Raw genomic sequence first — 26,122 nt, 5'->3', positions numbered from 1 at the left:
TAGCAGGCCTCCTTTGACCGGATATTTCAAAATCAACTTATTTTTTAATTTAAAACTTTGAGAATATGGCATTTAAAGCGTCATTTAAGTTTTCGGACTCAAGAGAGTTTGATGTACTGACCTGGAGAGTTAAGTTCAATCGTGATGTGGACCCCAAAGGCCGTCCGGCATCTGACATTTATGGTGGCACAATCTATGTGGAAGTCGAATCAACTCCCGATACCATTGTGCTGGATAAGATGTTCAAGCAGTACCAGCCCGTAAACGGAAACATCGTCTTCAAGAAAGCGGATGAAGATGCCAAAATGAAGGAATTGGTGTTCGAAAATGGTTATGTGGTGGATTACGAAGAGGCACTGAATGTGGCTAACCAGTATCCGATGACAATCAAGTTCGCCATTTCTGCACAGACCGTGAAGATGGACGAGGCTACATTTGTACAGGATTGGCCGGAAAACAACTAATGGTTGTTTCCTAATCAAAGTTTTAAGGTGCCGGAATATACCAATTCCGGTTATTTCGGCGCCAAAAAACATACCGACCAGTCGGATTATTTATTTAAAATCATAGTTTAAGATAGTATGGGAGCAAGTTTTCTGAATTTGGTGGCTACTAAAGTAACCGTGAAAGGAGAAGAACAGAAATTCGTTTCACTGCATCTCCGTCAGGGTTTCAACCGGCATCACACCTTCACTGTGGTGGTGAATTATCTGTCGCCTAACAATACGTTCCAACAGACCCCGGAAAAATTCATCGGCTACATCGGGGAGACTGCCAGCATTTCATTTGTCCATAGGCAGACGGGTGAAAGTTATGACTTCGAGGGAATCATCACTCAAGTGGAAATGGTTGGAAGCATGGGCGAGACAGGCGGAGTGGCCATTCACGGAACAAGCCCTACGATACTGTATGAGAACAACAGGACACTCGATTCTTGGATGGATCAGTCCCTCTCTACCATAATAAAGGAGGCGACGCAGGAGTATGGAAAGGTCAATCTGGTTTCCAATCCCAAGTATGCGGCGCCCATACCCTACATGGCACAGTATAACGAGAGTGTCTTTGACTTTATGAATCGCCTTTCGGCTCTTTATGGGGAGTGGTTCTATTATGACGGGACGAAAGTGTATTTCGGCAAGCCTGACAGGGACAATACGGAGAAGATTGTTTATGACATGGATTTGGAGGAAGTACGTCTGGTTGCCAATCTGGTACCGGGTAAATCCGCAAGATACGATTATGTAGCGCAGGAGAACAAACAGCATAATGCGGATACGCCTGCCAAACCGGATGGCATGAACGACCTTCAGTCTATTGCACACAGCTGCTCTGAGAAGGCATATACCGCAAAAACGACCTCGGCTGCCGACCCCCATGTAACGGACAAGGCGGAACTGGACGAACAGATGAGGATTGTAAAGAATGCGTCTGGTGCCAATCTTCTGAACATCAAAGGCATAGGAAAGACTTGCCGGATAAGGATTGGTGAAATCATCGATGTTTCTTTCCCCGACAGGATGAAACTGCCTCCTTTAGGCAAGTTCCGTATTGTCGGGATTGAGCATGAGGTACGCCGTGACGGACATTACTCCAATAGTTTTGTCGGTGTGCCGGACGGTACGGTACATATTCCTGTTCCCGATGTGAAGCGGCCGTTGGCGTTGCCGGAACTGGCTACGGTGAAGGAAAACAACGACGACAAGGGACAGGGACGTGTGAAAGTGGCTTTCGACTGGCAGAAAAACGGCAAGACAACCAATTGGATCAGGGTGCAGACTCCTAATGCGGGAGTAAGTGGTGCGGTTCCCAAGAATCGCGGATGGGTATTTGTTCCGGAAATCGGCGATCAGGTTATGGTAAGCTACGAGCATGGCAACCCGGACCGCCCCTATGTTACGGGATCGGTGTTCCATTCCGGTTCAGGTAAAGGAGGGGACAAGGACAACAAGGTCAAGAGCATTATCACACGCAGCGGCAATGCCATCGTTTTTGATGATGAGACGGGAAGCATCGTTATTACCGACCAGACGGGAAAACAGCTGATCATGTTGGATGGCACGGATGCCATTACCGTCATGGCGAAAAAGAGCATTACCCTTACCAACGAGGCGGAATCGGTCATCGTAATGGATGATAAGTCGATAGGCTTGCAGGCCGATACCATTGCTCTCGAAGGCAGGAAAAGTGTAACATTGCTGTCCGGCAACGAATGTATGGTGCTCAGCAGCGAAAAGAGTATAATTAACAGCAGCGGTACCAATATCAAACAGGAGGCGGCAAAGGATTACGATGTTGCTGCAAAGAACGGAACGGTCAACGGTGTAAATCTGATGATAGAGGGAAAGGGAAACGTAACGGTTTCGGGAGGAATAGTAAAGTTTAACTCATAATTCGGTTGGCCATGGGAGCAGCTGCATCTGTGATACAGGAATATTACAAAGCGGTCGATTACTGGGCGGACATAGTCGGCAACAGGGACTGGAAACTGTCTGTATGGATTGTCGGGCAGAACGATGTGGACTTGGTGGACAGGTTTCTGGAAATAGAACGTTCTCCGGTAGGGCAGTTCGATGACATATTCTTTCGTTTTGATACGCCGTACAGGGGGGATGACGAGGAATACACTGAACAACTCTGGCAGGAATATGCGGGTTGGTTTTCAGAAAAGGTTGAGGAGAAGTATGATATTCTCAGGGCTCTGAGGCACGACGGGTTGCTGAAGGAAGAATACATTCCTGATGTGTCGGTTGAGCATACGGCAGGCAACTTGTGGAGAGAGATGTTGCGTTTCAAGGCATGTATCTCCCGGTTGGATGATGCCTTTTTCTGTCTGTACTTTCCTCCAGAACAGGAAAGGGGGTATTCCCGGACAGGATGGTTCGGCAATGTGCTGAAAGAAGGTGTCCCGCAGGGAATCCGGATGACAACCATTGACTTGAAAAAGAACAGGAGTATCCGATTGGGTGAGTCTCGGGAAGTGGTTTGCATACGCCCGCAGTTCGATATGGCGGCGGCTTTGCATAACCGGATGGCACGGTCGGATAGCGGTAACGACCTGATTGCACCTGAAAATCGGTTCAAGCAGCAGGTTACGGTTGTCATGGATTCTACACAAAAGCAGGATTGGAAATTATTGGACAGGGAAATCCGAAAACTGTTGGATATTGCACAGGAAATAAAGGATACGAATATCCGGATTTCCGCTCTGCTTATCGCATCCGAGGCATGTTATGCTATCAGGGAATATAAGCATAGCATGAAATACAGCGACGAAACCGTCCGGGAGGCGGAAAAGGCGATGCAGGGCGGTGAAACGGCAGGATATAGTTATTGGAAAATGGCTGTTTCCATGAAAGCGGCCATTCTGACAGCCGGGAAAAAACGGGAGGAAGCGGTTGCTTTGTATGACATGATGGCTAAAAAAGCCGTCATGCAAAAGGATCCTTATTATGTCATGGAAGGCTATCGCATGTGTGGTTTCCTGCGCTATGAGGATGGAAAGATGGAACAGGCTTTCGAATATTTTTTGCTTGCCCTGGCAGGAGGCAGCTACCTTTCTGCCGAAATCAGGCGGAGTTCCACGTTCGTTTATGCGGCGTATCTGGCTCTTCATACGGGAAGGCTGGTTCGTGCTCCGATTGATGTCGGGATATTGGAACGGCAGCTCTGCGAATGGATTGGGGAGGATTGGAAGGAACTGGTGGACAATCCGGATATGCAGCAGGCGAAGGCCAGAAGAAGGGGAAGTTTTTTCAGTTGAGCGAGATTTAATTAATATATATTTTAAATTTAAAATTGAATAAGTATGGATCTTGGTAATTATGGAATCGGCGGAAACGAAGTGAAGATTGACGCTTCCGAAGGTATTGCGGAAATTCCACAAAATCGAACCTTATTGGTGGAACAGCTGACGAAGGATGAGCCGGTGGCTCCCGAAGTGGTTGCAGGTCTGACCAACATTGACGAAGTCTTTGCACATTTCCGGCCGGAAATAGATATCGAGTTCGCGGATGCGGACGGTGCTCCCGTAGAGGAAAATTTCCGTTTCCACAATGTCGGTGATTTTTCTGTCAGGAAAATGACGGAACAGAGTCCATTCTTGTCCGGCCTGAATGCGGAAAAGCAGTTTGCGGACAGGATGGAGAAGTCGTTGCGTTCCAACAAGGTGCTGCAACGGGTACTGGAAAATCCGGAGACACGTGGAGCGTTTGTCAATGCGATTTCTGCCATTTTGGACGATTTGAAGAACAATGAGAAGTCTAACCCCACTAATGAATGATAGTTATGAGCGAACAGAATACACAAAGAGAAGCAGCCGTACAGCAGCAACAGGCTGTGGCGCAGTCCAGAAATCTGAACGCTGAATTGCAGATTCTGGCTAAGTTTGGCGGTTTCAATGTCTTGGAATCTTCCGTGGACGGCATACAGAACATGAATCCGGAGCGTAAGGCACGGCGGAACATATTCCTTTCCGACCCCGAACGGGCGGCTGAGCGCAAGGAGCTGGAAAAACGGCTTGAGATGTGGGTCGATATGTTGAAAGGCAACAAATCCATCAGCGAGATGGTGGAACTATGCCAGAAGAAATCTGCGGCGGTGTCCGGTCTGCTATCCCAGAACCAGCTGAAAGCGGTGGAAGAGGTCAGGCAGTTGGAGAAGTCCTACCGCACGGTCATGCTCTTCTACAAGAATACGGATTCCGACAAGATCAAGAATATCTCCATTGTGAACGCTTCGATGAGCCAGCTTACCGATTTGGACAACTCCTTCTTTATCGATGCCATTGCAAACGAGCTTCGTGCGAATTATGACCGTTTGGACTTGCGTACCAACTATTCCCTGCTGGTTATCCCGGGATATTTGGGTTCTAACAAGGTTGTTGAAAAATGGGCAAAGATTGCGCATGACAACAAGGTGATGATTTACACGGATTTCGCTGATCTGGAAAAACCGGATGATGTCATTGAAATGTTCTTTGATTCCAATCTTTCGGGAGGCGATGTGTACAAGTCCAACGTATGTATGACCTGCAACTATCTGGTAGGACGGGGACGCTATGCAGAACTGGGCGAAACCGAAGACTTGCTGATTCCTCCTTCTGCGGCATTGGCCGGCAGTGTGTACAAGACGGTAATGGCACAGGTTACCGCAGGTAAGAAGTATGGTTCCATGAGCGAGGTGGACGGGGTTGCCTTCAACCTGAAAAAAAGCGAGATTTCCGAAATCGAGAAGATTGGCCTGATTCCGATGGTAAAGGAATACGGCAAGGTGATGGCTTTCTCTGCCAAGACATTGTTCAACGGGGACAACTTGGGATTGCAGACCTATTCCGTAGTCCGTGTGTTCGATTGGGTAACGAAAGTGCTGATGGATTTCCTCAACCGCCGTGCCTTTGAGAACTGGAACAGCAAGGCGGAAAGGGATTTGCGTGGCCAGATCAGTAAGTTTTTGGATAGCATACAAGGTCCCGGACGCTTGATTGAGAAATTCAAGATTCTTCGTTTCGAGCGCGATCCGAAGCAGAAAGACCGTATTTTCCTCGACATTCACCTGACTCCTTATTTCCCGGCAAAGAGTTTTGTCATCAAGTTGGAAGGTACAAAAGGGGATGACGAGAACGATTGGAACAGCGACTATGCACAGGATGCATAGGTAAGTCCTTACAGGGACAGCCGGAGTGTGCCGGTTGGAACGCCCGGTTGTCTCTTTTTCACATTCTAAAAAATTCTCACCATGTCAGATGTGTTCAAGAATATAGCTGACGCCGCCGGTAGCAGCAGCGTCAGACGGGGCTTTGCCGACCTTTTTTCAGCCTCCAAGGCGGCTTTGGACGAGATTCAGGCGGGTCTGGGCGGAATCCTTCCTTCCATGCCGGGTATGCCTGTCGCCAAGTTCGGCGACCTGTCCATCGGGATAGACATGCATCCTACCGTTACCCCTCCCTCTCCCATCATGCCTGTGCCTCATGTAGGCAAGGTGTACGACCTCATGGCAGACCTCATGGCCGGCATGGCGGCTGCCATGCCGCCTGCGGCTGATGGAGTGGCCGGAGTGGCGTGCAACATCCTCAAGAGTATGGCTCCGTCGGTCAAGGTGCATAACCAGTGGATTGCGCAGGCAGGTATCGGCATCGTGCATCTGCCGGCATTTGTATTGCATCCGGCCCCGTTGGTCAGCGGTATGTCCGAGTCCGAGATGTGGATGGGCAGTTCCACTGTCCTGGCGGACGGTGCGCCCTGTTCCTCTCTAACACATCCGGCACTCTCATGCAACATTGTGGGAATACCGACGATTCCCCGCAAGGGGAAGCCCAGGAAGGTGAGCAAGGCCCTGCTTGCCCCCACTTCCATGCTCTCCACCATCACATCTGTAGGAAATCCCGTGCTTGTGGGAGGACCGCCTACCATTGATGTGTTTGCGCTGGCGATGAAGCTGGGGCTGAAAGGATTGTCAAAGCTCGGAAAAAAAATATCCCATCTGCTGCATGGATTGATAGACAAGGCGGGATTGAATCCCCGGCTTGCCAGGATTCTCAAGAAAACAGCTTGCATCATATTCGGTGAGCCAGTGGACGCTGCTACGGGCAGGGTCTATCACACCAATGTGGACTTCGAGCTTCCGGGTCCGATTCCCGTCGTATGGGAACGTACCTATTACAGTGATGCCGCCGTGGACGGTCCGTTGGGATACAATTGGCACCACAGCTACAATCTAGGAATACGGCAGTTGGAGGAAGGGGCGTTCGCATTCCGTCATGCTGACGGACGGGAGTCCTTCCTGCCTGCGCTGAAACTTGGAGAATCCCATTTTGACCGCAGGGAACAGCTGGCATGGACACTCGATGGCCGGGGTTACATGCTTACGGACATCCGGGGGTTGCAATACCGTTTTGACGGTCCCGAAAACCGCTCCGGTTACCGCATGGTATCGGGCATTTCCACGAAGGACGGATTCCGGATCCGCTTCGAATACGCTTCGGGGGGAAGGCTGGCAGGAATCATATCCTCACGGGGAGAATTCCTGAAAGTGGAAACCGACGAGTCGGGACGGGTACTCTGCGTTTCCGTGAATCAGGACGGTGAGGAGGTGAAGCTGGTCCGTTACCGTTACGATGACCGGGGCGACATGGTGGAAACGCTGGATGCGCTGGATGTCAGCAAGCATTTCGTCTATTCCGGCGGACACCTGCTGGTACAGCTTACCAACCAAGGGGGTATGTCCTTCCATTGGGAATATGAAGGTAAGGGGGAGAATGCCCGCTGTGTGCATACATGGGGCGATGGAGGCGTGATGGAATATTTCATCCATTACGGCAAGGGATATACCCATATCCGTAACGGGGAAAATGCCGAAACCGAATATTATTACGGTGAAGACAAACTCATCTATAAGATAGTGGATGCCAACGGAGGAATTACCCGTCACCAATACAACAGCTTTCAGGAGCTGGAGGTCACGGTCAACCCCGAAGGCTACACCCATAAGACTTCCTACAACGAATTCGGCCAGCCGGTCCGGATAACGGACGAGAACGGCGAGGACACCTTTCTGGACTACAACGGCAACCGCAACCTCGTCTCGCTCTACACTCCGGGCGGAAAGAGGCTTTCATGGGACTATGACGGACTGGACCGCGTCGTCAGCCGGACCACACCGGGCGGAGAGACAGTGAAATATGCCTACGAGGGAGGCGTGTTGCGTACCATAACGGACGGACAGGGCCGGGTTTACACGCTCACGTTCAACGACAGGTACGACCTGGAGCTGCTGCAGTTCCCCAACGGGCTGTTCCGCCGGTGGGAGTACGACGGCAGGGGAAGGCTTGTGCAGGCGGTGGATGTGAAAGGCAATGTTACCCGTTATGCCTACGACCGTGCGGACAACCTGGTACGGCTGGAAGAACCGGACGGCAACGTGCACCGGTTTGAGTACGATGCCATGGGGAACATGGTACATGCCAGCGACAACATCCGCGAGGTCAGGTTCACCTATGGGGCACTGGGAGTACTGAAAAGCCGCGAGCAGGAACGGCACCACATCACCTTCGGCTACAACAGCGAGTTGCAGCTCCGGCGCATCGGCAACGAGGCGGGCGACAACTATTTCTTCGAGCTGGACGGGCTGGGACTGGTCGTTACGGAAACCGGCTTCGACGGCCTGCGGCGTGAGTACGAGCGCGACGGTGCGGGCCGTGTCACCCGTGTGAACCGTCCCGGAGGAAAATGGACGGAATACCAGTATGATGGACTGGACAATATCCTGAAGGAGGAACAGTATGACGGGGAGGTCTCCCTCTACACGTACGACAAGGACGGCATGCTTGTCAAGGCGAAGAACAGCGAGAACCTGCTGGAGTTCACCCGTGACAGGAAGACGGGACTGGTTACCGAGGAAAGGCAGGGAGAATACACCGTCAGCCGTACCTATGACGGCGAAGGCAACTGTACCCGCATCACCAGCAGTCTGGGAGCGGACATCCGTCATACCTATGACCGGGAAGGCAACCTGCAGACCATGCAGGCGGGCGAAGGCTGGCAGGCATCATGGGTGCGTGACAACACGGGATTGGAGGTGCAGCGCACCTTCTCCGGTGGCGTAACAGTCTGCACCGAGCGCGACGGTTTCGGGCGCGAGGTGCGCAAGTCGGTACGGTCGGGAGGCATCGAGCGTGGAGCATACCGCTATGAGTGGGGGATTGCGGGCCGCCTGCTCTCCAAGGAAAACGAGCTGACGGGAACGGTCATGCGCTACGACTACGACCGTTTCGACTTCCTTATCCGGCAGGAAACCACCCAGGGCTCGGAAACGGACGTGATTTACCGCGTGCCGGACTTCGTGGGTAACCTCTTCGGAACTCCGGACAGGAAGGACCGCAAATACGGTGCCGGTGGAAAACTTTTGGAGGACCCGGATTGTTTCTACCACTACGACGATGAGGGAAATCTCATTTTCCGAGAGTTCAAGCAGTTGCAGGAAATGGGCGTAAGGTACGACCGCAAACGCATGGAGAAGGAACGCGGCATCCGTTGTCTGGCTACGGGAACGGGATGGCTCTACGAGTGGGCTTCCAATGGTATGCTGAAGAAGGTCATACGACCGGACGGAAGACCGGTGGAGTTCCGTTACGATGCGTTGGGACGGCGCACCGCCAAGCAGTATTTCGGAAAGGCCACACGCTGGGTGTGGGACGGAAACGTACCTTTACACGAATGGAGCTATAAAGCCGTTGGCTTACAATCGGACGAAGAGGAAAACATCCTTCCAAAAGAACCGGCAGAAGATGTTACCACCTGGGTGTTCGAGGCGGACACGTTTGTGCCTACGGCAAAAATTCAGGGTGATAAACAGTATTCCATCGTGTCCGATTATATGGGTACACCCATCCAGATGTACGACGGACAGGGAAACAAGACCTGGGACTGCACGCTGGACATTTATGGGAAAATGCTTGCCGTTGATAAAGGAATGGAGTTTGATTGTCCGTTCAGGTTTCAGGGGCAATATGCGGACAAAGAAACAGGGCTGTATTATAATAGATTCAGATATTATTTACCTAATTTAGGAGGATATATTTCACAAGACCCTATTAGATTAGCAGGAAATAATCCCACTATTTATGGTTATGTAGATAATCCTAATTTTATATTTGATATTTTAGGATGGATTGTTGTACCTGTTTATACCCGTGGTTTACAAAACAAAATATTAACAGCGAAGGCAACAATTACCAGTAGTGATTTAGGAACTGGTACAAGAACAAATAAAAAATCTATAGCACAAGCCCGTGGATTAGGATTTGATACAGATGATGCCGGTCATATCATTGCAAAGCGTTTAGGTGGATCTGGAGATATTGACAATGTTTTCCCTCAAGATTCACGTATAAATAGAGGCCAATTTAGGCTTTTTGAAGCTGAAATAGCAGATGCTGTTAAAACATATGGCAGTGTTGATGTTTCAATTCAATTGGAATACGAAAATGGTGGAACAAGACCTACTAGTATAGTATATTCATATACGACTCCAAACGGTAAAACAAAAACAAATACTTTCTTAAATTCTCATTAAAATATTATTTAATTATGGATGACATTATAAAAAAAACAATTAAAGAACTTGTCCTCAATTTTATTTCAGAAATGAATGAATGGGAGAAATTTTGCAACAACTTAAAAAATGAAAATACTCAATTATCATGGAATGAAAAACATGATATGATGAAACAAAAGGCTACTTTTATATTCACTAAATATTGCACAAATAAAGAACGAAAAATGAGCCGTCCAAATGCTTTATCATGGGGAAGTGAAGGAAGTTATATTTATGACCCTAATGAGGAAAAAGTGATTGACATACAAGAAACTAGAAAGAATAAATTTACTGTAATAACACAAAATGATAACAAATACCTACAGTATACAATCATCAAAAAAGAGAATAAGTACCTGATAGATAGCAAAAAAAGAAAATTTTTAAGAGATGATAAATGGAGTGTAGATTATTTATAAATCAGATAAAAAGGAGTTCCTTCGGGAAATCTTATTGACATTGTATCTTTAGGAATGAGTATTAGGATTTGTAATCCTTTAATTTTCCTTTGAAAATGTATAGAGATAAGCAAAATGCCAATCTTTATATTTGTTGAATTTGTAAAAGAACTAAAATAGAAAAAGGTATAATCAAACTGTCCAAGAACTCTTATCTAAAACATAGCATAATGCATGTAAACAGGATATGAGTTTTTGGACAGCTTACTATCCTTGTAAAAATATGCACCAAAGCTATAAAAGCATCACCCCACATCACTCAACTCATGATCCAAATCAAATCTCAACACATAAAAAACGCCATCCTCCACATAGCCGAAGCACCTGTTCCGCTGAGTGATTCTGAATTTCTTAATGCCTTTACTCCATAAGTCATCTGAAAAATAGCGCTTGCTTTTCTTGTTCTTGTTATACGGTTTATAATCCAACCCATTATCTGTAGCAATGGCACTCCAGTCCAATTCCTCAAATTTACGGAATGAATCAATAAATTCGGTCTGATTCTCGCCGTCAATAAGGGAAAAACCCTGCGGGCTGAAATCAAGCTTGCCTCCACTGAAACGAATGGTAATATACTTTTCAAGAGATAGTTCCCCCCTTTCAAACAGAATGGAGTGCAGTTGCTTCTCTTTCCAGATATTACCTACCTCGATTGGTTCTTCATCTTTGGTTACGGCAACCGGATGCTTCTCATACCCGAATCTGATAAATGATAGAAGACAAACCGATCGGGCTGCTGCTTCGGCAACTGAACTGCCGGATACATCGGTTTCACCTACTGAATATTGGGCATTGGAATCCTGTTGGGGAGCTTCATCCCAAAACGGATTACAGATGGCACGTGCCAATATACTTTTATACAGCCTGGCTTCATCGATGATACGGGTTTCCGGTGCTATCGGCAAATCATTGATAGTTCTAAAACATAAGCCTAATAATCATAACTTTTTTAAAACCGGGTTTGTCGCTTCCGTTTTTTAAATTACCTTTGTAGTTACTTAGTTATAAATGAAACATATTCAATGATTAACAGCATATTATTAACTGATTTTACAGGCTTTGCAAATACCCGGTTTGATTTCACCAAAGGGATAAACGTCCTTATTGGCAAGAATGGTACGGGCAAGACGCACGTTCTCAAATGCTTGGCGGCAACTTTGCAGGCACGCCATGACTTCCTCGGCAAGAACTCAGCTTCCAAGGAACAGTTTGAGTATATCTTGGCGGAAGACATGATATTTTATTTCAAGCCGGATGTCATAGGCAACCTGGTCAACAAGGGAGTGCCTTCAGGCAGGGCAAACATTACAGTCACGATAGACGGCAAACTGTTGCAATACAGCTTCTCATCCGCATCCAAAACAACTGTAAAATTAGAAACGGACGAAAAGTGGGACGACCGCCACTTTATCTATATTCCCCCACGTGAGATGTTCTCTTTGTTCGAAGGCTTTATCGGTTTGAGCAGTAAACGTGAAATCTCATTTGACCAAACGTATATCAATCTGGCGCACGCGTTGTCACTCCCCATATTGCGTGAGTCGGAAGACAATCCGTTGAAACCGGCAATCGAGTTGCTGGAGCAGGAATTGCAGTTCAAGGTCTTGCAGATGAACGGACGTTTCTATATACAGACAGAAAAAGGGAACATGGAAGCGCACTTGGTGGCGGAAGGACTCCGCAAGCTGGCTTCCATCTTGTACCTCATACTGAATGGGGAAATCAATGCGGACACCATCCTGTTCTGGGACGAGCCCGAAGCCAACCTGAATCCGGCTCTTGTGAAAGTCGTGGCAAAGTTTATCCGTGTGCTTCAGAAATGCGGCTTGCAGATTTTCGTTGCCACTCACGACTACCTGCTTACACATACGCTTTCTCTCTATTCCGAATACAAGGAGCACACGAACATAACCGTCAAGTTCTTCGGCTTGAAAAAGGAAGATAAGGGAATCATGGTAGAGGAAAGCGACACCTTGGCAGGCATACAGAACAATCCGATATTGGAGGAATATGCGGCTTTTTACGATTTGGAACAGCAATTCATCAACAGATATGAGTAATTTTCAGGAAAGCGGTATAAGCTTCAAGTTCAGCTCTCCCCAATGGGCTGTAGTCAAGTACGATGAACATTTGGCACACAAAAAGGTAAGCAATGCCTTGCAACCTACCAAGGCGGTGGACTTCTTGGGCATTCACGATAACAGACAGCTGTTTCTGGTCGAGGTGAAGAATTACAGGGGGCATACGCACGATGCGGAGACTCAGGAAGTTTTTCAGGCAAAAGGCGACGAGTTGATGCGCAGGATTGCAGTCAAAGTCAGGGACACGATTGCTACGGCAACCAATGCGGCACGTTTCTCAACCAACGATGAAGATTTTTTTACCTTGATTAACCGGTTGCTGCTTGACGGGCAGAAAAAGATAGTCGTTATTGCCTGTATAGAACTGGATGTGGCAGATGAAAAAGAACATAAGGTCCGTATGAGTATTTGGATGCAAAAACTAAAGCAAAAGTTGTCTTGGTTACATGCTGCTAAAATTTCCATCAATCCGGTTGAAAATATTTCCGATGTATTGCCGGATACGGAAATCTCGTTCTTATAGTCTCCCGTCAGATTCTGGTATCCTTTGCCACCGTTCTTTTATGCTCCCTTTTTATTGCGGATTGATTGCGTAGCCTGTTTATGTATTGTTTTCTGAAAAATAAATCCTGCATTTTCCTCTTGTTTGAAGGGAAAAAGATATATTTGCAAAAACAGACCCGTTAATCGGTTTGTTGCCGAACGGAAAGTGTTTGCTCGAATGAAAATAGAATATATTATTGAGGTTGCAGTGATTTTCGGCGAAAAACGGAACTCCGGTACGAAACTTGATGCCTACATTTGCACTGTTAACAAAATGTTTCACTTAAAACCAATAGTTTATGGACTATACCCAAAAGATTAAGTTGCTGAACGAACTGATGCTCAATGCAACGCCGCAAAATGTAGATTTCACGCCGCAAAATGGCAATTATTGTGTGACGCTGATAGCTACGCGGCCTGTTCACACCTGGGGATATCAAAAACGTAATTTCAAGATTAAGGGATGGCTGGAAGAAGGCAAGACAATCTCTGCCGACTTGATAGCGGAAAATGAAATGCTTTTTGGAGTGGAAAATCTGCCTTACGTGGCACACGAGAGTGACCGTACCCCTATCTTCAAGATAATTCGTGCTTCCATTTTCTGTGCGTATGCGGGGTTGCAGCTTACAGAACTGCATCTGGGGATGCGGAAGATTGCCTGGTCAGATTATCCTTTCAAAAAATCGGATAAGGAAGAACAGGCAAAAGCGGAAATCAGATTCATGAAAAGGCTGGCATCGGTAATGACTGTTCCGGATCACTGTATGATAGGACGTTCCGTGGTGACCCATCTCACTTCCACCCGTTTGCGGGATGTTATACTGTACAACAAAGAGTACGAACCATCCTTATATGAAAAGATAAAGGATTCCATCGAATCCTTGTCTCACTTCATTCCGGCAAAAGACCATGCCGATAATGTGGTTCCCGATGTATTTGTTTCGCAACAGGATTGGGAAAATCCTCGTGACACTTATGAACATCAGGTTATCATACTCAATGCCAAAAGCAAAAAGAAAGAACAGTTCTGGTGGGATTACCTGAAACTCAATATTTTCCTGAGCGATTTGGAGTATTATTTCGGCTACTATATTTTGATGAACCGCTGGCAGATTCCGATGATCCAAAAGTGGATTGCCGAATACCGTGAAAAAAGTCTCTTCGAGTCCCAGCGTGCGAAAGATTATCTTCTGTTCTATTTGAAAGCCGGAGAAAAAACACCGGTTCGTGTTTTAAACTCACAGGGAGTACAGGTTAAGATGAAGATGCCTTCAAGATAAGCCGGTAACATAATGTTTCTCATAGGGAAAAGCGGATTATGTATATTTCATAGGCATTTCTTTGCCGATAGAATGCATAATTGGCCTTTCCCTTTGTTTTTATGGTATATATTTATACTTTTGCCGTAAAAAAATACCATCCGGTCGGTATTTTTTAGGGATATGGCGGAACAGGGATAGAATCCGGTTGCCGGAAGATGGAATAACAAAGACATAGAGGAACATCTCTGTTTTGAAATTCCACTTTCTGTTTGGGTTCCTCTATGCCGAACAAACCGACTAATCGGCTTATTTGAAGACAAATATAGGCAAAAAATAATATATGTATAAGAAAAAAAAAGAAAAAGGCATCGTTGGCATTTATTTCATAAACTGGTATGTATGGTCATAAATGATTTAATGGTAATTGGGTAGGAGATATTTAATTATACTAAAAATGAACGTGTTTTCACTCAAAAGACCTACTTTTGTATGATACTAAAAAACAAGGTTATGAAAGGAGTAAAAGGCTCAGAAACAAAAAGATTAATCAGGGAAGCTGCATACAAACAGTTTCTGACAAAAGATTACAACACGGTTCCCCTGAAGGAGATAGAAAAAAGTCTGAATTTATCAAGAGGATGCATGTCATATCATTATCCAAGCAAGCAAGAACTGTTTATTGATGTGATTGATTTTTACATTTTTCACAAACAAGATGCCAAAAATAAGTTCAAGGACATTTCTCACACCTCTCTGCTTGAATTTATTGATTATTACATAAAGAAGGTGGAGGAAACGATGAATGCAATGAGGATCTATCTCATAGAAAAAGAGAAGACCAATATTACACGTGCATATCTTAACTTGATTTTGCAGGCAGAATATTTCTATCCGGGATTTAACGAGGCTTTCAACGAAATAACAAATAAGGAGATTAAATTATGGGAAAGAATATTTGTGAAGGCTGTTGAAACAAAAGAAATAAGATCCGATGTTAATCCTTCTACATTGGCTTTGACATTTCGAATCCTGCTGTTTGGAAAATGTTTTCAGGATGCATTGGTGAATGGATTGCGAATAGAAGAACTGAAAGTAGTTCTTTATAATCAATATGAACTAATTAAAAATTGAACTAATGAAGAAAGATGTTTTTATTACTGGGCTTGCAAGCTTCTTTCCGAACTCTCCTGTTTCCAATGATGAAATGGAAGAGTTCTTGGGACTCATTTCTGGAAAACATTCCAAAGTGCAACGGATAGTTTTAAAGCAAAATGGAATTAAACGGCGATACTATGCCTTAAACAAAAATCAAGAAATCACACATACAAATGCAGAAATGGCGATGCTGGCTATACGTAAGTTGCTGGCATTGACCAATAAGAGCCAAAAGGACATTGAGTTGCTTGCTTGTGCTACTGCGACCCCTGATCAGATCCTGCCTTCTCATGCGTCTATGGTACATGGGCTTTGGGAAGAACCTGTTGAAATATTCTCTTCTGCTGGAGTTTGTCTGTCTTGTCTGCAAGCGCTGAAAATAGCTTATTTGAGCATAGCCGCATCAGAAAAACAGAATGCAATATGCAGCACATCTGAATTGGTGTCAGCAATGCTTTTATCCAAAAACTTCGATATCGAATATGAAAGATGCTGCAATTTGGGTACCAATCCATATATGGCTTTGGAAAAGGACTTCCTGCGCTTTATGTTAAGCGATGGTGCGAGTTGTGCATTATTGGAAAATCATCCGGGAGAAAAGGGCGTATCTTTAAAGATTGAATGGATAGAAATGGATTCATATGCTAATGAAACCCCTACCTGTATGTTTGCCGGAGCTGTCCGGAGGGAGGACGGTGAACTGAAAAGCTGGAAATCTTTTGAAAGTCAGGAATTGGTCGATGAGTCCGTTATGGTTATTAAACAGGACATTAAACTTTTAGGGGCGAAGTTGATGCCGTTATGGATTAGACATATTAAATCATGTCTGAATAAACATGGCATGACTCCTGACGATATGGATTATGTAATACCTCACTCTTCGTCAATGGTTATTTATGGTAATCTCATTGAAGCGATGAAAGACGAGAGTTTTGAATTGTACAAACGAGAGTGGTTTACCAATCTTACCTGGGTTGGAAATATCGGATCGTCAGCAATACTGGCTGCCTTGGATGAGTTCTGTTCTACCCGTAAACTCAAATCCGGTGAAAAAATACTGCTGCTTGTCCCTGAAAGCGGACGCTTTTCTTATGGAACAGTGCTATTAAGTGTCGTATAAATTTGGAAATAAACGATAAATAACGTATTTTTGCGCTGTTAAAACGACATAGTATAGTATCATATATCATCTTCCAAACGAAAAGTGGAAAATTTCAAAGAGACAAGATGGAATATGACAGCTTGCGCTATATTAAAATATATAGCACAGGTGCGTCACTTCGTCTCTAGGTATTCCACTACCATGTTTGGATGTTGATTGCGTCTGTGCTATTTTTTATAATATAGGCAGTAGGATGGACCCGAATTTGAAACAGCGGATTATAGAGGAGGCATACAGGTTATTCATCACAAAAGGAATGAAGCAGACCTCATTCTGTGATGTGGCTGTTGCCGTACATAAATCCAAAGGGGCTGTCATACACTACTTTCCTTCCAAAAAGAAACTGATTGATGCGGTTGTCAGAATGCGTTTTTTCCCCGACTCGCAGATTTCTTGTGAAATGTATTCTTTGGCTGACAAGGATTGGAATGAGTTTTTAAGGCAATACAGGAATCCGATAGAACGGGTGATAAACAGTTTTCCCGAACATCTGAATGGCAATCCCCTGATATGTTATATGCAGTTTGTTTCCTCCGCCCATGAATATATGGACGAATTTCCACAAATGTATCAGCAACTCCTTGTCCGGGAACAGGACTTTCTTTCCAATGTGGCTTATGGTCATAAAATAAGTTTAAAGGATGCCAAGGCGTTCAGCAGACAGGCATTGAACACTTCTATTGGTAAGACTTTCTTGGGGATGTTCTCAGAAATTTAAGCCCGCATTCCTTTCCTTTTCCTCCCTATCAGTTCATTCCGTTGTCTTTTAGACTGATAAATGATAAAACTTTACTTGCTGGAACCTGTTTTTTTTCATTATTCTTGGAAAAGGCTTATCTTTGCAAAATAAACCGACCAGTCGGTTTATTTTGCAAAGAATTTTAATAGAATATAATGAATTAAAAAGTGAATAATTGGAAAGTAGGAATAAATTGTTGAAATCTTTGCGCCTGCAACCGCTTCTTGCCAAAATAGCGGTAGGATATATGGTCAAGATTGTAATCATAAGTGGTATTGCTTACGTTGGCATCTGCGAATGGAAAGAGACTAAGGCCAGGGAAATGGAAGTACGGATGATTAACCGGAAAAAGCATGAGATAAATGATATATATGTGAAAATGCTCAGGCTTTCTTTCTTCTGTGAAACCTTTATGGAGTGGAGTGAGCATGATTTTTTATTATTTCAGAAACGGAAACGGCACATTGACAGCCTGTTGTGTAGCTTGAGGTACTCCTCTTCCGGCTCACATGCAGACAGCATCCGTAATTTGTGGAGAGCCAAGGAGCGGTATATGCGGGAAATCATATATTGGGTACACAGGCAGGAGGAAGCCGACCGGGAAATTGCAGCGCAGATTCCGGCCATTGCCAGACAGAGTGAACGGGAAAATGCCCAAAAAGGGGGATTCCTGAAGAGGTTGTTCGCAAAACGCCACAAGGCGGATTCTCCTTCTGCCACCTCCATGCTTCATGAACTTAACCGGAGCGTGGTGGGCAGACAGCAGACGTATGCCCGGAAGCTGGCAGAACGGACGGACAGCTTGGATGGGATGAACAGAAGGCTGAACGTGCAGTTGCGGCAGATGATTGAGAATATGGACGGAACGGTACAAGCGGAATTGAAGAGACAGGAAGAAGAAGTTGCGGAAGCCGGGAAACGGTCATTTGCCACGGTCATCGGTCTGACGGCATTCATGGTTTTGCTGCTGATATGGTCCTATATGGTGATACACCGGGATATGATGCGTATAAACCGTTATAAAAAAAGGCTGGAAGGCACAGTCCGTCAGTTGGAGCAGACCGTTCTTGAAAACGAGGAACTGATTGAGGCAAGAAAGAAAATCATGCTGGCCGTAACCCATGACTTGCGCGCGCCGCTTGCTTCTATCAGCAGCTATGCGGAATTGCTTTCCACGGAAAGAGAAGTGTCGAAGTGCAGGGAATACAGCCGGAACATACGGCAGGTGGCGGGACACATGTCTTCCATGCTGAATTCCCTGTTGGGATTTTTCCGGTTGGAGAGTGGCGGGGAAAAGGCCGTTTCTGTCCCGTTCAGGTTATGTTCCGTCACCGAGATTTTGGAAACGGATTTTATGCCGCTGGCAGCAGGAAAAAACCTTTTGCTGAACGTGCTGAGTGCCGGAGATGCGGTTGTTATAGGAGATAGGGACAGGATAATACAGATAGGAAGCAACTTGTTGTCCAATGCAATCAAGTTTACGGAGCGGGGAAGTGTAACGGTTCGCACACAATTTGACCAGGGCATATTGACGCTTATCGTGGAAGATACCGGCACCGGAATGGACGATGAGGAGCAGACACGCATTTTCACTGCATTCGAGAGGCTTCCCAATGCGATTGCGGAAGAAGGGGTCGGACTGGGACTTTCAATAGTAAAAGGTCTGGTCGGATTGTTGGACGGCAGGATTGAAGTGGCAAGCCGGAAAGGGGTGGGCAGCCGGTTCACTGTCTGTCTTCCTTTGGCTGTGGCAGAGGAAACGATGGCGGAGAGCGGCAGGAGCCGGATTTCCGTACAGTCCTATACGGTACTGGTATTGGACAATGACACCGTTTTGCTGGCGGCAATCAGGGAAATGTTTGCGTATCACGGGGTGGCTTGCACGGTATGTGAGAACACGCGTGATCTGATGGAGCATGTCCGCAGCCGTAGTTATGACCTTTTGATTACGGATTTGAAAATGCCCCGGACAAACGGATTCGAGGTGTTGAATCTCCTGCGCATGGCCAATGTGGGAAACTCACGGAGCATTCCGGTTATCGCGAGTACCGCATCGGGAAACTGCGATACGGGAGATTTGTATGCGGCAGGATTTTCGGGCTGTTTGAAAAAGCCGTTTTCCGCCGAAGAACTTTTGCAGGTATGTACGGAATGTCTGGGAAGTGAAAGGCAGTCTGAACAGATAGACCTCGATGCCCTGCTGAAATATGGGAACAGGAGGAAGATGCTGGATACCCTGATTCGGGAGACAAGGAAGGATATGGAGGCTATGGCTGAATGTGCAGAAAAGAATGATCATGAGGCACTGAAAGAATGGATACATCATCTGACAGGCTCGTGGGAGATCATTCATGCCGGCAAGCCGCTGCGTGAGTTGTTTGCACTGCTTCAGGATTCGGGAGAGTTTTCTGTGGACGAGTTCGGGCGGACTGTACAGCAGGTATTGGATAAAGGAAAAGAAATAATATGTTTGGCACAACAGGCTAAGAAGGCTTATGAGAGTAATTGTTGTTGAGGACAATGTCTTGTTCTGTAATTATATCTGCAATTTTTTGCAGAAGGCGGATTTGGATACTGTAAGGACTTACAGGCTGGCACAGGCTAAGAAGGTCATTGGGACATCCGTCCGTGAGGATGACATCGTATTGGCGGATTTAAGATTGCCTGACGGGGAAAGTACCACGCTGTTGCAGTGGATGAGGGAGAACGGCTATATGCACCCGTTCATCATGATGACTAATTATGAAGAGATACATTCCGCAGTTCATACCATGAAGCTGGGTGCGGAAGATTATATCCTCAAACCGCTGGTTGAAACCAGGCTGCTGCCCGTCATCAAAAAAATAAGGACGGTGAACGAGGCTTTCACCAAGGTAATCTATGAACGCAAAAGCACCCCTTTTTGCGAGTTGAACCGGTACATTCACATGGTAGCGCCGACGGATATGACGGTACTGATATTGGGAAGCACCGGAACGGGAAAGGAACACCTGGCAAAAAAGATTCACAGGCAGAGCCTCAGATCCGGCAAGCCGTATATAACGGTCGATTGCGGCAGTTTGTCCAAAGAGCTGGCACCTTCCGCCTTTTTCGGTCATGTCAAGGGGGCGTTTACCGGAGCCACAGAGGAAAAGGCAGGATATTTTCAGGAAGCGCAGGGAGGCACCCTGTTCATGGATGAGGTGGAGAACCTTTCGATAGAAACGCAGCGGATGCTGTTGCGTGCCATGGAGGAACGGCGGTATCGTCCGGTAGGCGGACAACGGGACAGGCTGATGGATGTGCGCATCATTGCGGCTACCAATGAGGATTTGCAGGAGGCTGTTGCGGAAAAGCGTTTCCGGAAGGACCTGCTTTATCGCTTTCAGGATTTTACCATCACCGTACCTGCATTGCATAATTGCCTGGAGGACATACTTCCTTTGGCGGATTTTTTCCGGGAGCAATCTTGCGGGTTGCTCCGGAAAGAGGTCTTGGATTTTGACGAACCGGCAAAGAAGATGCTGCTGGGATACAGTTGGCCGGGAAATGTACGGGAACTGAAACAGGTCATTCATGCGGCGGTATTGATATGCAAAGGAAAACTGATTACCCCCAATTCCTTACGGCTCCAATATACGGGAGAGCCCGTTTCTGACCCCATGGGGAAAGAGAAGATAGACAAGTGTTTGCAGAAAGATGAAAGAAGAAACATAGAACAGATCAAGACGGCTCTTTCCATCTCTAAAGGGAACCTGACACAGGCAGCGGCCTTGTTGGGAATCAGCCGCCCGACCCTTTACAAGAGAATGAGCCTGCACGGGATTTCCAGATAGGTTTGTTTGCGATACAGTTTTCCCCCTCATCAAAGGAAAATCGAATTTGTCTTGCCGGCCGCATTTGCCGAATCTTTTCGTGGAAATTTTCCTTGCGGCTTCGCCGTGGAAAATTTTCACGAAAAAGAATGCGGCGGCAATCCAGATTCGATTTGAAAAACGATTACAGGGGCAAACTGCGACCGACGTGACGCATGGATAAAGGATATGGGCTGCTTGAAGAGGCCGTGTTTCATAATCCATGAAATTCCACATATCCAGCCGGAATACAGGTCTTATGAAAGTCTTGCTGTAAAAAAGCGGAAGGCATGAGAAGACAGGGGGCTTCAGCTCCCTCTGTTCTGCATGGTTTTGTCTTGCCTGCCCGCCTGCTCTTTTTCTAGTGTCGGATGCGCAGGCTTTTTCCCTTCTGCCTCACGTATCTTCTCTCTTTCCGTTTATTCACTTCCCTTCTTCTCCGTTCACGGTTTAGCCGTTGGAAACAGTCATGTTTATGACATCTGACGACATTTGATGACATCTGATGACACCTTTTTGAAAATCAGCATATTATTTGAAAATACCCCATACCTTTGAAGCGTCAAAGCAATTCATTAACCCCTAAAAGAAAAGGTATGGCACAAGAAAAGACCCCGAACGAAAAGCCCAAACGGACCCGGAAACCGAAGGCCGGAAGTGATGCTCTTCCAGTGGAACAGATTACGGAATTGATGCTGGTTCATAACAAGAACGATCCGAAATTCGGAGTACAGGCTGTCAGTGAAATTGACAAGGACGGAAAAGCGAAGACGGTTCCGGCGGACGAGAAGAATGAAAACTCATTCCTGAAATTCGACAAGAATTCAAGTATTCTCGAAAACTTCATCAAGAATTTTTGGAGCCAGCTCAAGGAACCTACCCATTTCCGCCTGCTCCGCATGACCTACCACGACTACAAGGTGAACAAGCAGGCCATCAGGGATTTGTCGGAGGGAAAGCAGACGGATGCGGTGAAAGAGTTCCTCAAACGCTACGAAATCCGTCCGAGAGAAAACAAGAAGGAACAAAGTGTAAACCAAAAAGAAAAAACAGCTATGGCAGACAAAGAGACACAACCGCAGGAACCCCTGCAACAGAGCGAAGTACAGCAGGCGGCACAGCAACAGCAGCAGCCCCAGGCTCAACAGGCAGCGCAGGAGTCGCAAGGACCGCGTTACCGGTATAATGAGAACATGGTCAACTGGGAGGAGTTGGAAAAGGTCGGAATCTCAAAGGCTTCGCTGGAACAGCAGGGACTCCTTGATTCCATGCTGAAGGGCTACAAGACCAACAAACTGGTGCCCCTGACCATCCATCTTTCCGGTTTGCTGACAGCCAAACTGGATGCAAGGCTCTCACTCATCCCGCAACAGGACGGACAGGTGGGACTGGCCATTCACGGCATACGCAAGGAACCGCAGTTGGAACGTCCTTATTTCGGGTTTAACTTTAACGAGGAGGACAAGAAGAACCTGCGTGAGACCGGCAACATGGGGCGTGTGGCGGAACTCAACCTGCGCGGCAGTGAATATACCCCCTGTCTGATTTCCATCGACAAGAGCACCAACGAGCTGGTTGCCGTCCGTCAGGAGCACGTTTACATCCCGCAGGAAGTGAGCGGGGTCAAACTTACCGCAGAGGAGATCAGGCTGCTGAAGGAGGGACAGCCTGTCAAAGTGGAGGGTATGACTTCCAAAGCAGGCAAGGAATTCGATGCCACACTCCAGTACAGTGCCGAGCGCAGGGGACTGGAATTCATCTTTCCGAAAAACCAGATTTTCAACGAACGTTCCATCGGAGGCGTGCCTCTCTCGCCCACCCAGATAAAAATGCTCAGCGAAGGACATACCATCCTGGTGGAGGACATGAAGTTCAGGAACAGGAATGACACCTTCTCGTCCTTTGTAACGATAGACAAGGTTACGGGGCGCCCGAACTACACGCGGCACAATCCGGAAACCGGAGAGATTTATATTCCAAAGGAAATCTGCAACGTGCAGCTGACTGCCGAAGACAGGGAAACCCTGCGCAAGGGACAGCCGGTCTATCTGGAAAACATGATCGGGCGCAACGGGGAGGAATTCTCCTCGTTCGTCAAGCTGGATATGAATACCGGCAGGACGATGTATTCACGCACGCCGAACGGATTCAACGAGCAGCAGGCACCGCGTATTCCGGCGGAGGTTTACGGGCACGTGTTCACGGCACAGGAAAAAGCGAACCTCCAGGATGGCAAGACTTTGCTTGTCGAAGGGCTGAAAAACAACGGGCAGACCTTCAGTTCCTACCTGAAAGTCAATCCCTATTCCGGGCAGTTGCAGTATTTTCAGGAAAATCCGGACATCCGCAGGGACACTTCCCGCCGTGCCGCACAGACGGAGACCGCACAGGGACAGCAGCAGGAGCAGAAGAAGGGTGCATCGCAGGCAGTATAGACCTGCCCGGAGAGAAACAGAATCAATCATACAAACCTAAAAAACGAATCGTATGAATACGGATCAGAATACCCGTCATATTTATAAGACGGAAGATATCGACTGGGACGGTCTGAAGGCCGCAGGTATCAGTAAGAAACAACTGGAAGCGGAAGGCAACATGGAACTGTTGCTGCAAGGAAAGGAAACGGGCATCGTTCCGCTGAAACTCCATATTTCGGTCCTCAGCCTGACAATGGATGCCACGCTGAAGCTGGTACCCGACGGCAACGGCAGACCGGTTATGGAAATAAACGGTCTCCGTCAGAAGGAGGAGGCGGCAGTTTGACCGGGAAACAATAAGTATAACTCACGTTCCGTGCCGTTCCTGACGGTACGGAACATCAAAAGGAAAAAGAATATGATAGCGATAGTGACTGACAAGCCCAATGTGGGCAGAGAGATAGCAAGGGTTTTGGGAGCTGACAGAAAAGAGAACGGATATATGAGCGGAAACGGATACATGGTAACATGGACATACGGCAACATGCTTTCCCTGGCGATGCCGAAAGATACCGGTACGGCATGGGTGGAGCGGGAGAACTTCCCCCTGCTGCCGCCTCCTTTTCTGACGGTACGGCATGTAAAGACGGACACGGGATGGAATCCCGACATCAATGCGGTGCTCCAGTTGAAGGTGATAGCCGGGGTGTTCGATGCGTGTGACACCATTGTTACGGCAACCGACGCTTCCCGCGAGGGGGAAATGCTGTTCCGGTATCTTTATCGTTTTTTGGGATGCAGGAAACCTTGCCTCCGCCTGTGGATCTCCTCCTTGACGGACGAAGCCATTGCCAAAGGAATGGAAAACCTTCGTCCCTGCAGCCTGTTCGACAACTTGTTTTTGGCGGCAGACAGCCGCAACAAGGCCGACTGGCTTCTTGGAGTCAATTCGAGCTATGCCGTCTGCAAGGCGGTCGGTTTCGGGAACAACTCGCTTGGAAGGGTACAGACCCCTGTATTGGCAGCGATAAGCGGACGGTACAGGGAAAGGGAAAATCACATTCCCGCAGACAGCTGGCCCGTATTCGTCAGCCTCTGCAAGAACGGGAAGATAATAAAGATGCGGCATGTGGAAGATTTCTGCAACCGCCGGGATGCCCTGGAACTTTACGAGGACTGCAAGGCGGCAGGATATGCCCGTATCACGGCGGTCAACAGCCGGACTGAGGAAATCACCGCACCTGCCCTTTATAACCTGACCGGGCTTCAGAAGGATGCGAACCGTTACCATAACCTGACAGCCATACGGGTGCAGGAAATTACCCAAAGCCTGTATGAGAAAAAACTGATCTCCTGCCCGCGCACTTCCAGCCGTCTGCTGCCCGGAGACGTGTATGACATGTTGCCTCCGGTTATGGAAAAGCTGCTGTCCGGCAAGGAATTCCGTCAATATGCCGGTATGATCGACCTTGCTGCAAGGAAAGGCGTAACCGGAAATCAGGACACGGCGGAGCATCATGCCATTGTCATCACCGGCATACAGCCGGGGGAACTGGACAGGGAGGAAAGGCTGGTTTACACCCTTGTTGTCGGCAGGATGCTTGAAACGTTCATGCCGCCCTGCAAGGTGGAATATACGACGGTTGAAGCGGTCTGTGCCGCACGCAAGTTCCGAATCCGTACATACCGTATTCTGGAAGCGGGGTGGCTCGGTATCTTTCAGAGGGAACGGCTTGTCGCGGAAGACAACGACCTCTGTCCCGTACCCCCTGAACTTTTTCGGGAGGAGAAGCTGCCGGTAACGGGATGCAGCCTTATACACAGGAAATCGCTGCCCGCTGCCCCTTATACGGATGAGGAACTGGCGGACTATATGGACAAGACCGGTCTGGGAACCGCATCCACGCGCACGAATATCATCCGTACGCTTCTGGAGCGTAAATATATCCGGTATTCGGGCAAATACATTATCCCGACCCCAAAAGGTCTTCTTTTATATGAAACGGTACGCGGAATGAAAGTGGCTGACGCCTCCCTCACCTCCGGCTGGGAAGCGGAGCTGGCACGGATTGAACAGGGAGAACTCACACAGAAAGAATTTCTGGATGGCGTATTGGAAACGGTAAATGAGGTTACCGGTGAGATTTTCCGGAAACTTTCGGAAGATGGACAGCCGCATGGTTCCATATAGACGGCCGGGCGGAAGGTACGGAACAGAAGAGGTGCAGACTGGGGTCTGTGCCTCTTTTTTATATATGTACAAGATACGTTTTTCCGCTTTTAAGCGGCAAAGGTCTTGGATTGCCTCGTTTTTGCCGCAAGGCGGCCCCTTTCAGGGGCTGGTCGGCTAAAAGAAAATCATCCTCGCTTCGCTGCGGTATTT

The 26,122-nt window shown here is 47.3% G+C and carries 19 protein-coding genes; 18 read left to right on the top strand and 1 reads right to left on the bottom strand.

Features of this window, described 5'->3' with window-relative positions:
* Nucleotides 1–65 precede the first annotated feature (65 nt).
* The 7 genes from tssD (at nucleotide 66) to BN161_RS18210 (ending at nucleotide 10,508) form a co-directional block, all read left to right on the top strand.
* Nucleotides 66–464 (top strand): type VI secretion system tube protein TssD, encoded by a 399-nt coding sequence (tssD, locus tag BN161_RS18240; RefSeq protein ID WP_007832783.1) that lies wholly within the window; start codon nucleotides 66–68, stop codon nucleotides 462–464.
* A 117-nt stretch (nucleotides 465–581) separates the two neighbouring features.
* On the top strand, nucleotides 582–2,390 hold the full coding sequence (locus tag BN161_RS18235; protein WP_044269064.1) for a type VI secretion system Vgr family protein: 1,809 nt from the start codon (nucleotides 582–584) through the stop codon (nucleotides 2,388–2,390).
* 11 nt (nucleotides 2,391–2,401) lie between these two features.
* Nucleotides 2,402–3,760 carry a hypothetical protein gene (locus tag BN161_RS18230; protein ID WP_044269062.1) on the top strand — a complete coding sequence of 453 codons (1,359 nt, stop codon included), beginning with the start codon at nucleotides 2,402–2,404 and terminating at the stop codon, nucleotides 3,758–3,760.
* Between the two features lie 45 nt (nucleotides 3,761–3,805).
* Nucleotides 3,806–4,279, top strand: a complete 474-nt coding sequence (locus BN161_RS18225; protein ID WP_044269059.1) for a hypothetical protein — start codon at nucleotides 3,806–3,808, stop codon at nucleotides 4,277–4,279.
* Entirely contained in the window at nucleotides 4,276–5,652 is a 1,377-nt protein-coding gene (locus BN161_RS18220) for a DUF5458 family protein (RefSeq protein ID WP_004288713.1), read from the top strand. The genes BN161_RS18225 and BN161_RS18220 overlap by 4 nt, the downstream gene beginning before the upstream one ends.
* A gap of 81 nt (nucleotides 5,653–5,733) precedes the next feature.
* On the top strand, nucleotides 5,734–10,068 hold the full coding sequence (locus BN161_RS18215) for a DUF6531 domain-containing protein (protein WP_081743741.1): 4,335 nt from the start codon (nucleotides 5,734–5,736) through the stop codon (nucleotides 10,066–10,068).
* 14 nt (nucleotides 10,069–10,082) lie between these two features.
* Nucleotides 10,083–10,508, top strand: a complete 426-nt coding sequence (locus tag BN161_RS18210) for an NTF2 fold immunity protein (protein WP_044269057.1) — start codon at nucleotides 10,083–10,085, stop codon at nucleotides 10,506–10,508.
* 284 nt (nucleotides 10,509–10,792) lie between these two features.
* Here the strand turns inward: BN161_RS18210 and BN161_RS30645 are convergent, their stop codons facing one another.
* On the bottom strand, nucleotides 10,793–11,452 hold the full coding sequence (locus BN161_RS30645) for a hypothetical protein (RefSeq protein ID WP_234075607.1): 660 nt from the start codon (nucleotides 11,450–11,452) through the stop codon (nucleotides 10,793–10,795).
* Nucleotides 11,453–11,569: 117 nt separating this feature from the next.
* Here BN161_RS30645 and BN161_RS18195 point away from each other — a divergent pair, with 117 nt between their 5' ends.
* From BN161_RS18195 to BN161_RS18140, 11 genes are all read left to right on the top strand, one after another.
* Entirely contained in the window at nucleotides 11,570–12,607 is a 1,038-nt protein-coding gene (locus BN161_RS18195; protein ID WP_044269054.1) for an AAA family ATPase, read from the top strand.
* Entirely contained in the window at nucleotides 12,600–13,151 is a 552-nt protein-coding gene (locus tag BN161_RS18190; protein ID WP_044269052.1) for a hypothetical protein, read from the top strand. The genes BN161_RS18195 and BN161_RS18190 overlap by 8 nt, the downstream gene beginning before the upstream one ends.
* 319 nt (nucleotides 13,152–13,470) lie before the next feature.
* Nucleotides 13,471–14,451, top strand: coding sequence for a hypothetical protein (locus BN161_RS18180; protein ID WP_044269047.1), 981 nt, complete (start codon nucleotides 13,471–13,473; stop codon nucleotides 14,449–14,451).
* A 492-nt stretch (nucleotides 14,452–14,943) separates the two neighbouring features.
* A complete protein-coding gene (locus BN161_RS18175; RefSeq protein WP_005858563.1) occupies nucleotides 14,944–15,564 on the top strand; it encodes a TetR/AcrR family transcriptional regulator in 621 nt (206 codons plus the stop codon).
* Nucleotides 15,565–15,568: 4 nt separating this feature from the next.
* The gene (locus tag BN161_RS18170; RefSeq protein WP_044269045.1) at nucleotides 15,569–16,708 is read left to right on the top strand and encodes a StlD/DarB family beta-ketosynthase; all 1,140 of its coding nucleotides are present in this window, start codon (nucleotides 15,569–15,571) and stop codon (nucleotides 16,706–16,708) included.
* Between the two features lie 235 nt (nucleotides 16,709–16,943).
* A complete protein-coding gene (locus tag BN161_RS18165; RefSeq protein WP_044269042.1) occupies nucleotides 16,944–17,468 on the top strand; it encodes a TetR/AcrR family transcriptional regulator in 525 nt (174 codons plus the stop codon).
* A gap of 196 nt (nucleotides 17,469–17,664) precedes the next feature.
* Nucleotides 17,665–20,004 carry a hybrid sensor histidine kinase/response regulator gene (locus tag BN161_RS18160; RefSeq protein WP_182015853.1) on the top strand — a complete coding sequence of 780 codons (2,340 nt, stop codon included), beginning with the start codon at nucleotides 17,665–17,667 and terminating at the stop codon, nucleotides 20,002–20,004.
* Nucleotides 19,985–21,304 (top strand): sigma-54-dependent transcriptional regulator, encoded by a 1,320-nt coding sequence (locus tag BN161_RS18155; protein WP_044269040.1) that lies wholly within the window; start codon nucleotides 19,985–19,987, stop codon nucleotides 21,302–21,304. The genes BN161_RS18160 and BN161_RS18155 overlap by 20 nt, the downstream gene beginning before the upstream one ends.
* Nucleotides 21,305–21,918: 614 nt before the next feature.
* Entirely contained in the window at nucleotides 21,919–23,757 is a 1,839-nt protein-coding gene (locus BN161_RS18150; RefSeq protein ID WP_005802575.1) for a DUF3945 domain-containing protein, read from the top strand.
* 52 nt (nucleotides 23,758–23,809) lie between these two features.
* A complete protein-coding gene (locus BN161_RS18145; protein ID WP_004288697.1) occupies nucleotides 23,810–24,085 on the top strand; it encodes a DUF4099 domain-containing protein in 276 nt (91 codons plus the stop codon).
* Nucleotides 24,086–24,157: 72 nt separating this feature from the next.
* Nucleotides 24,158–25,930, top strand: coding sequence for a DNA topoisomerase (locus tag BN161_RS18140; RefSeq protein WP_044269192.1), 1,773 nt, complete (start codon nucleotides 24,158–24,160; stop codon nucleotides 25,928–25,930).
* The last annotated feature ends 192 nt before the right edge of the window (nucleotides 25,931–26,122 follow it).

Source organism: Bacteroides timonensis, from assembly GCF_000513195.1.
GTDB classification, from domain to species: domain Bacteria; phylum Bacteroidota; class Bacteroidia; order Bacteroidales; family Bacteroidaceae; genus Bacteroides; species Bacteroides timonensis.
This window is presented reverse-complemented; position numbering and strand designations above follow the sequence as displayed.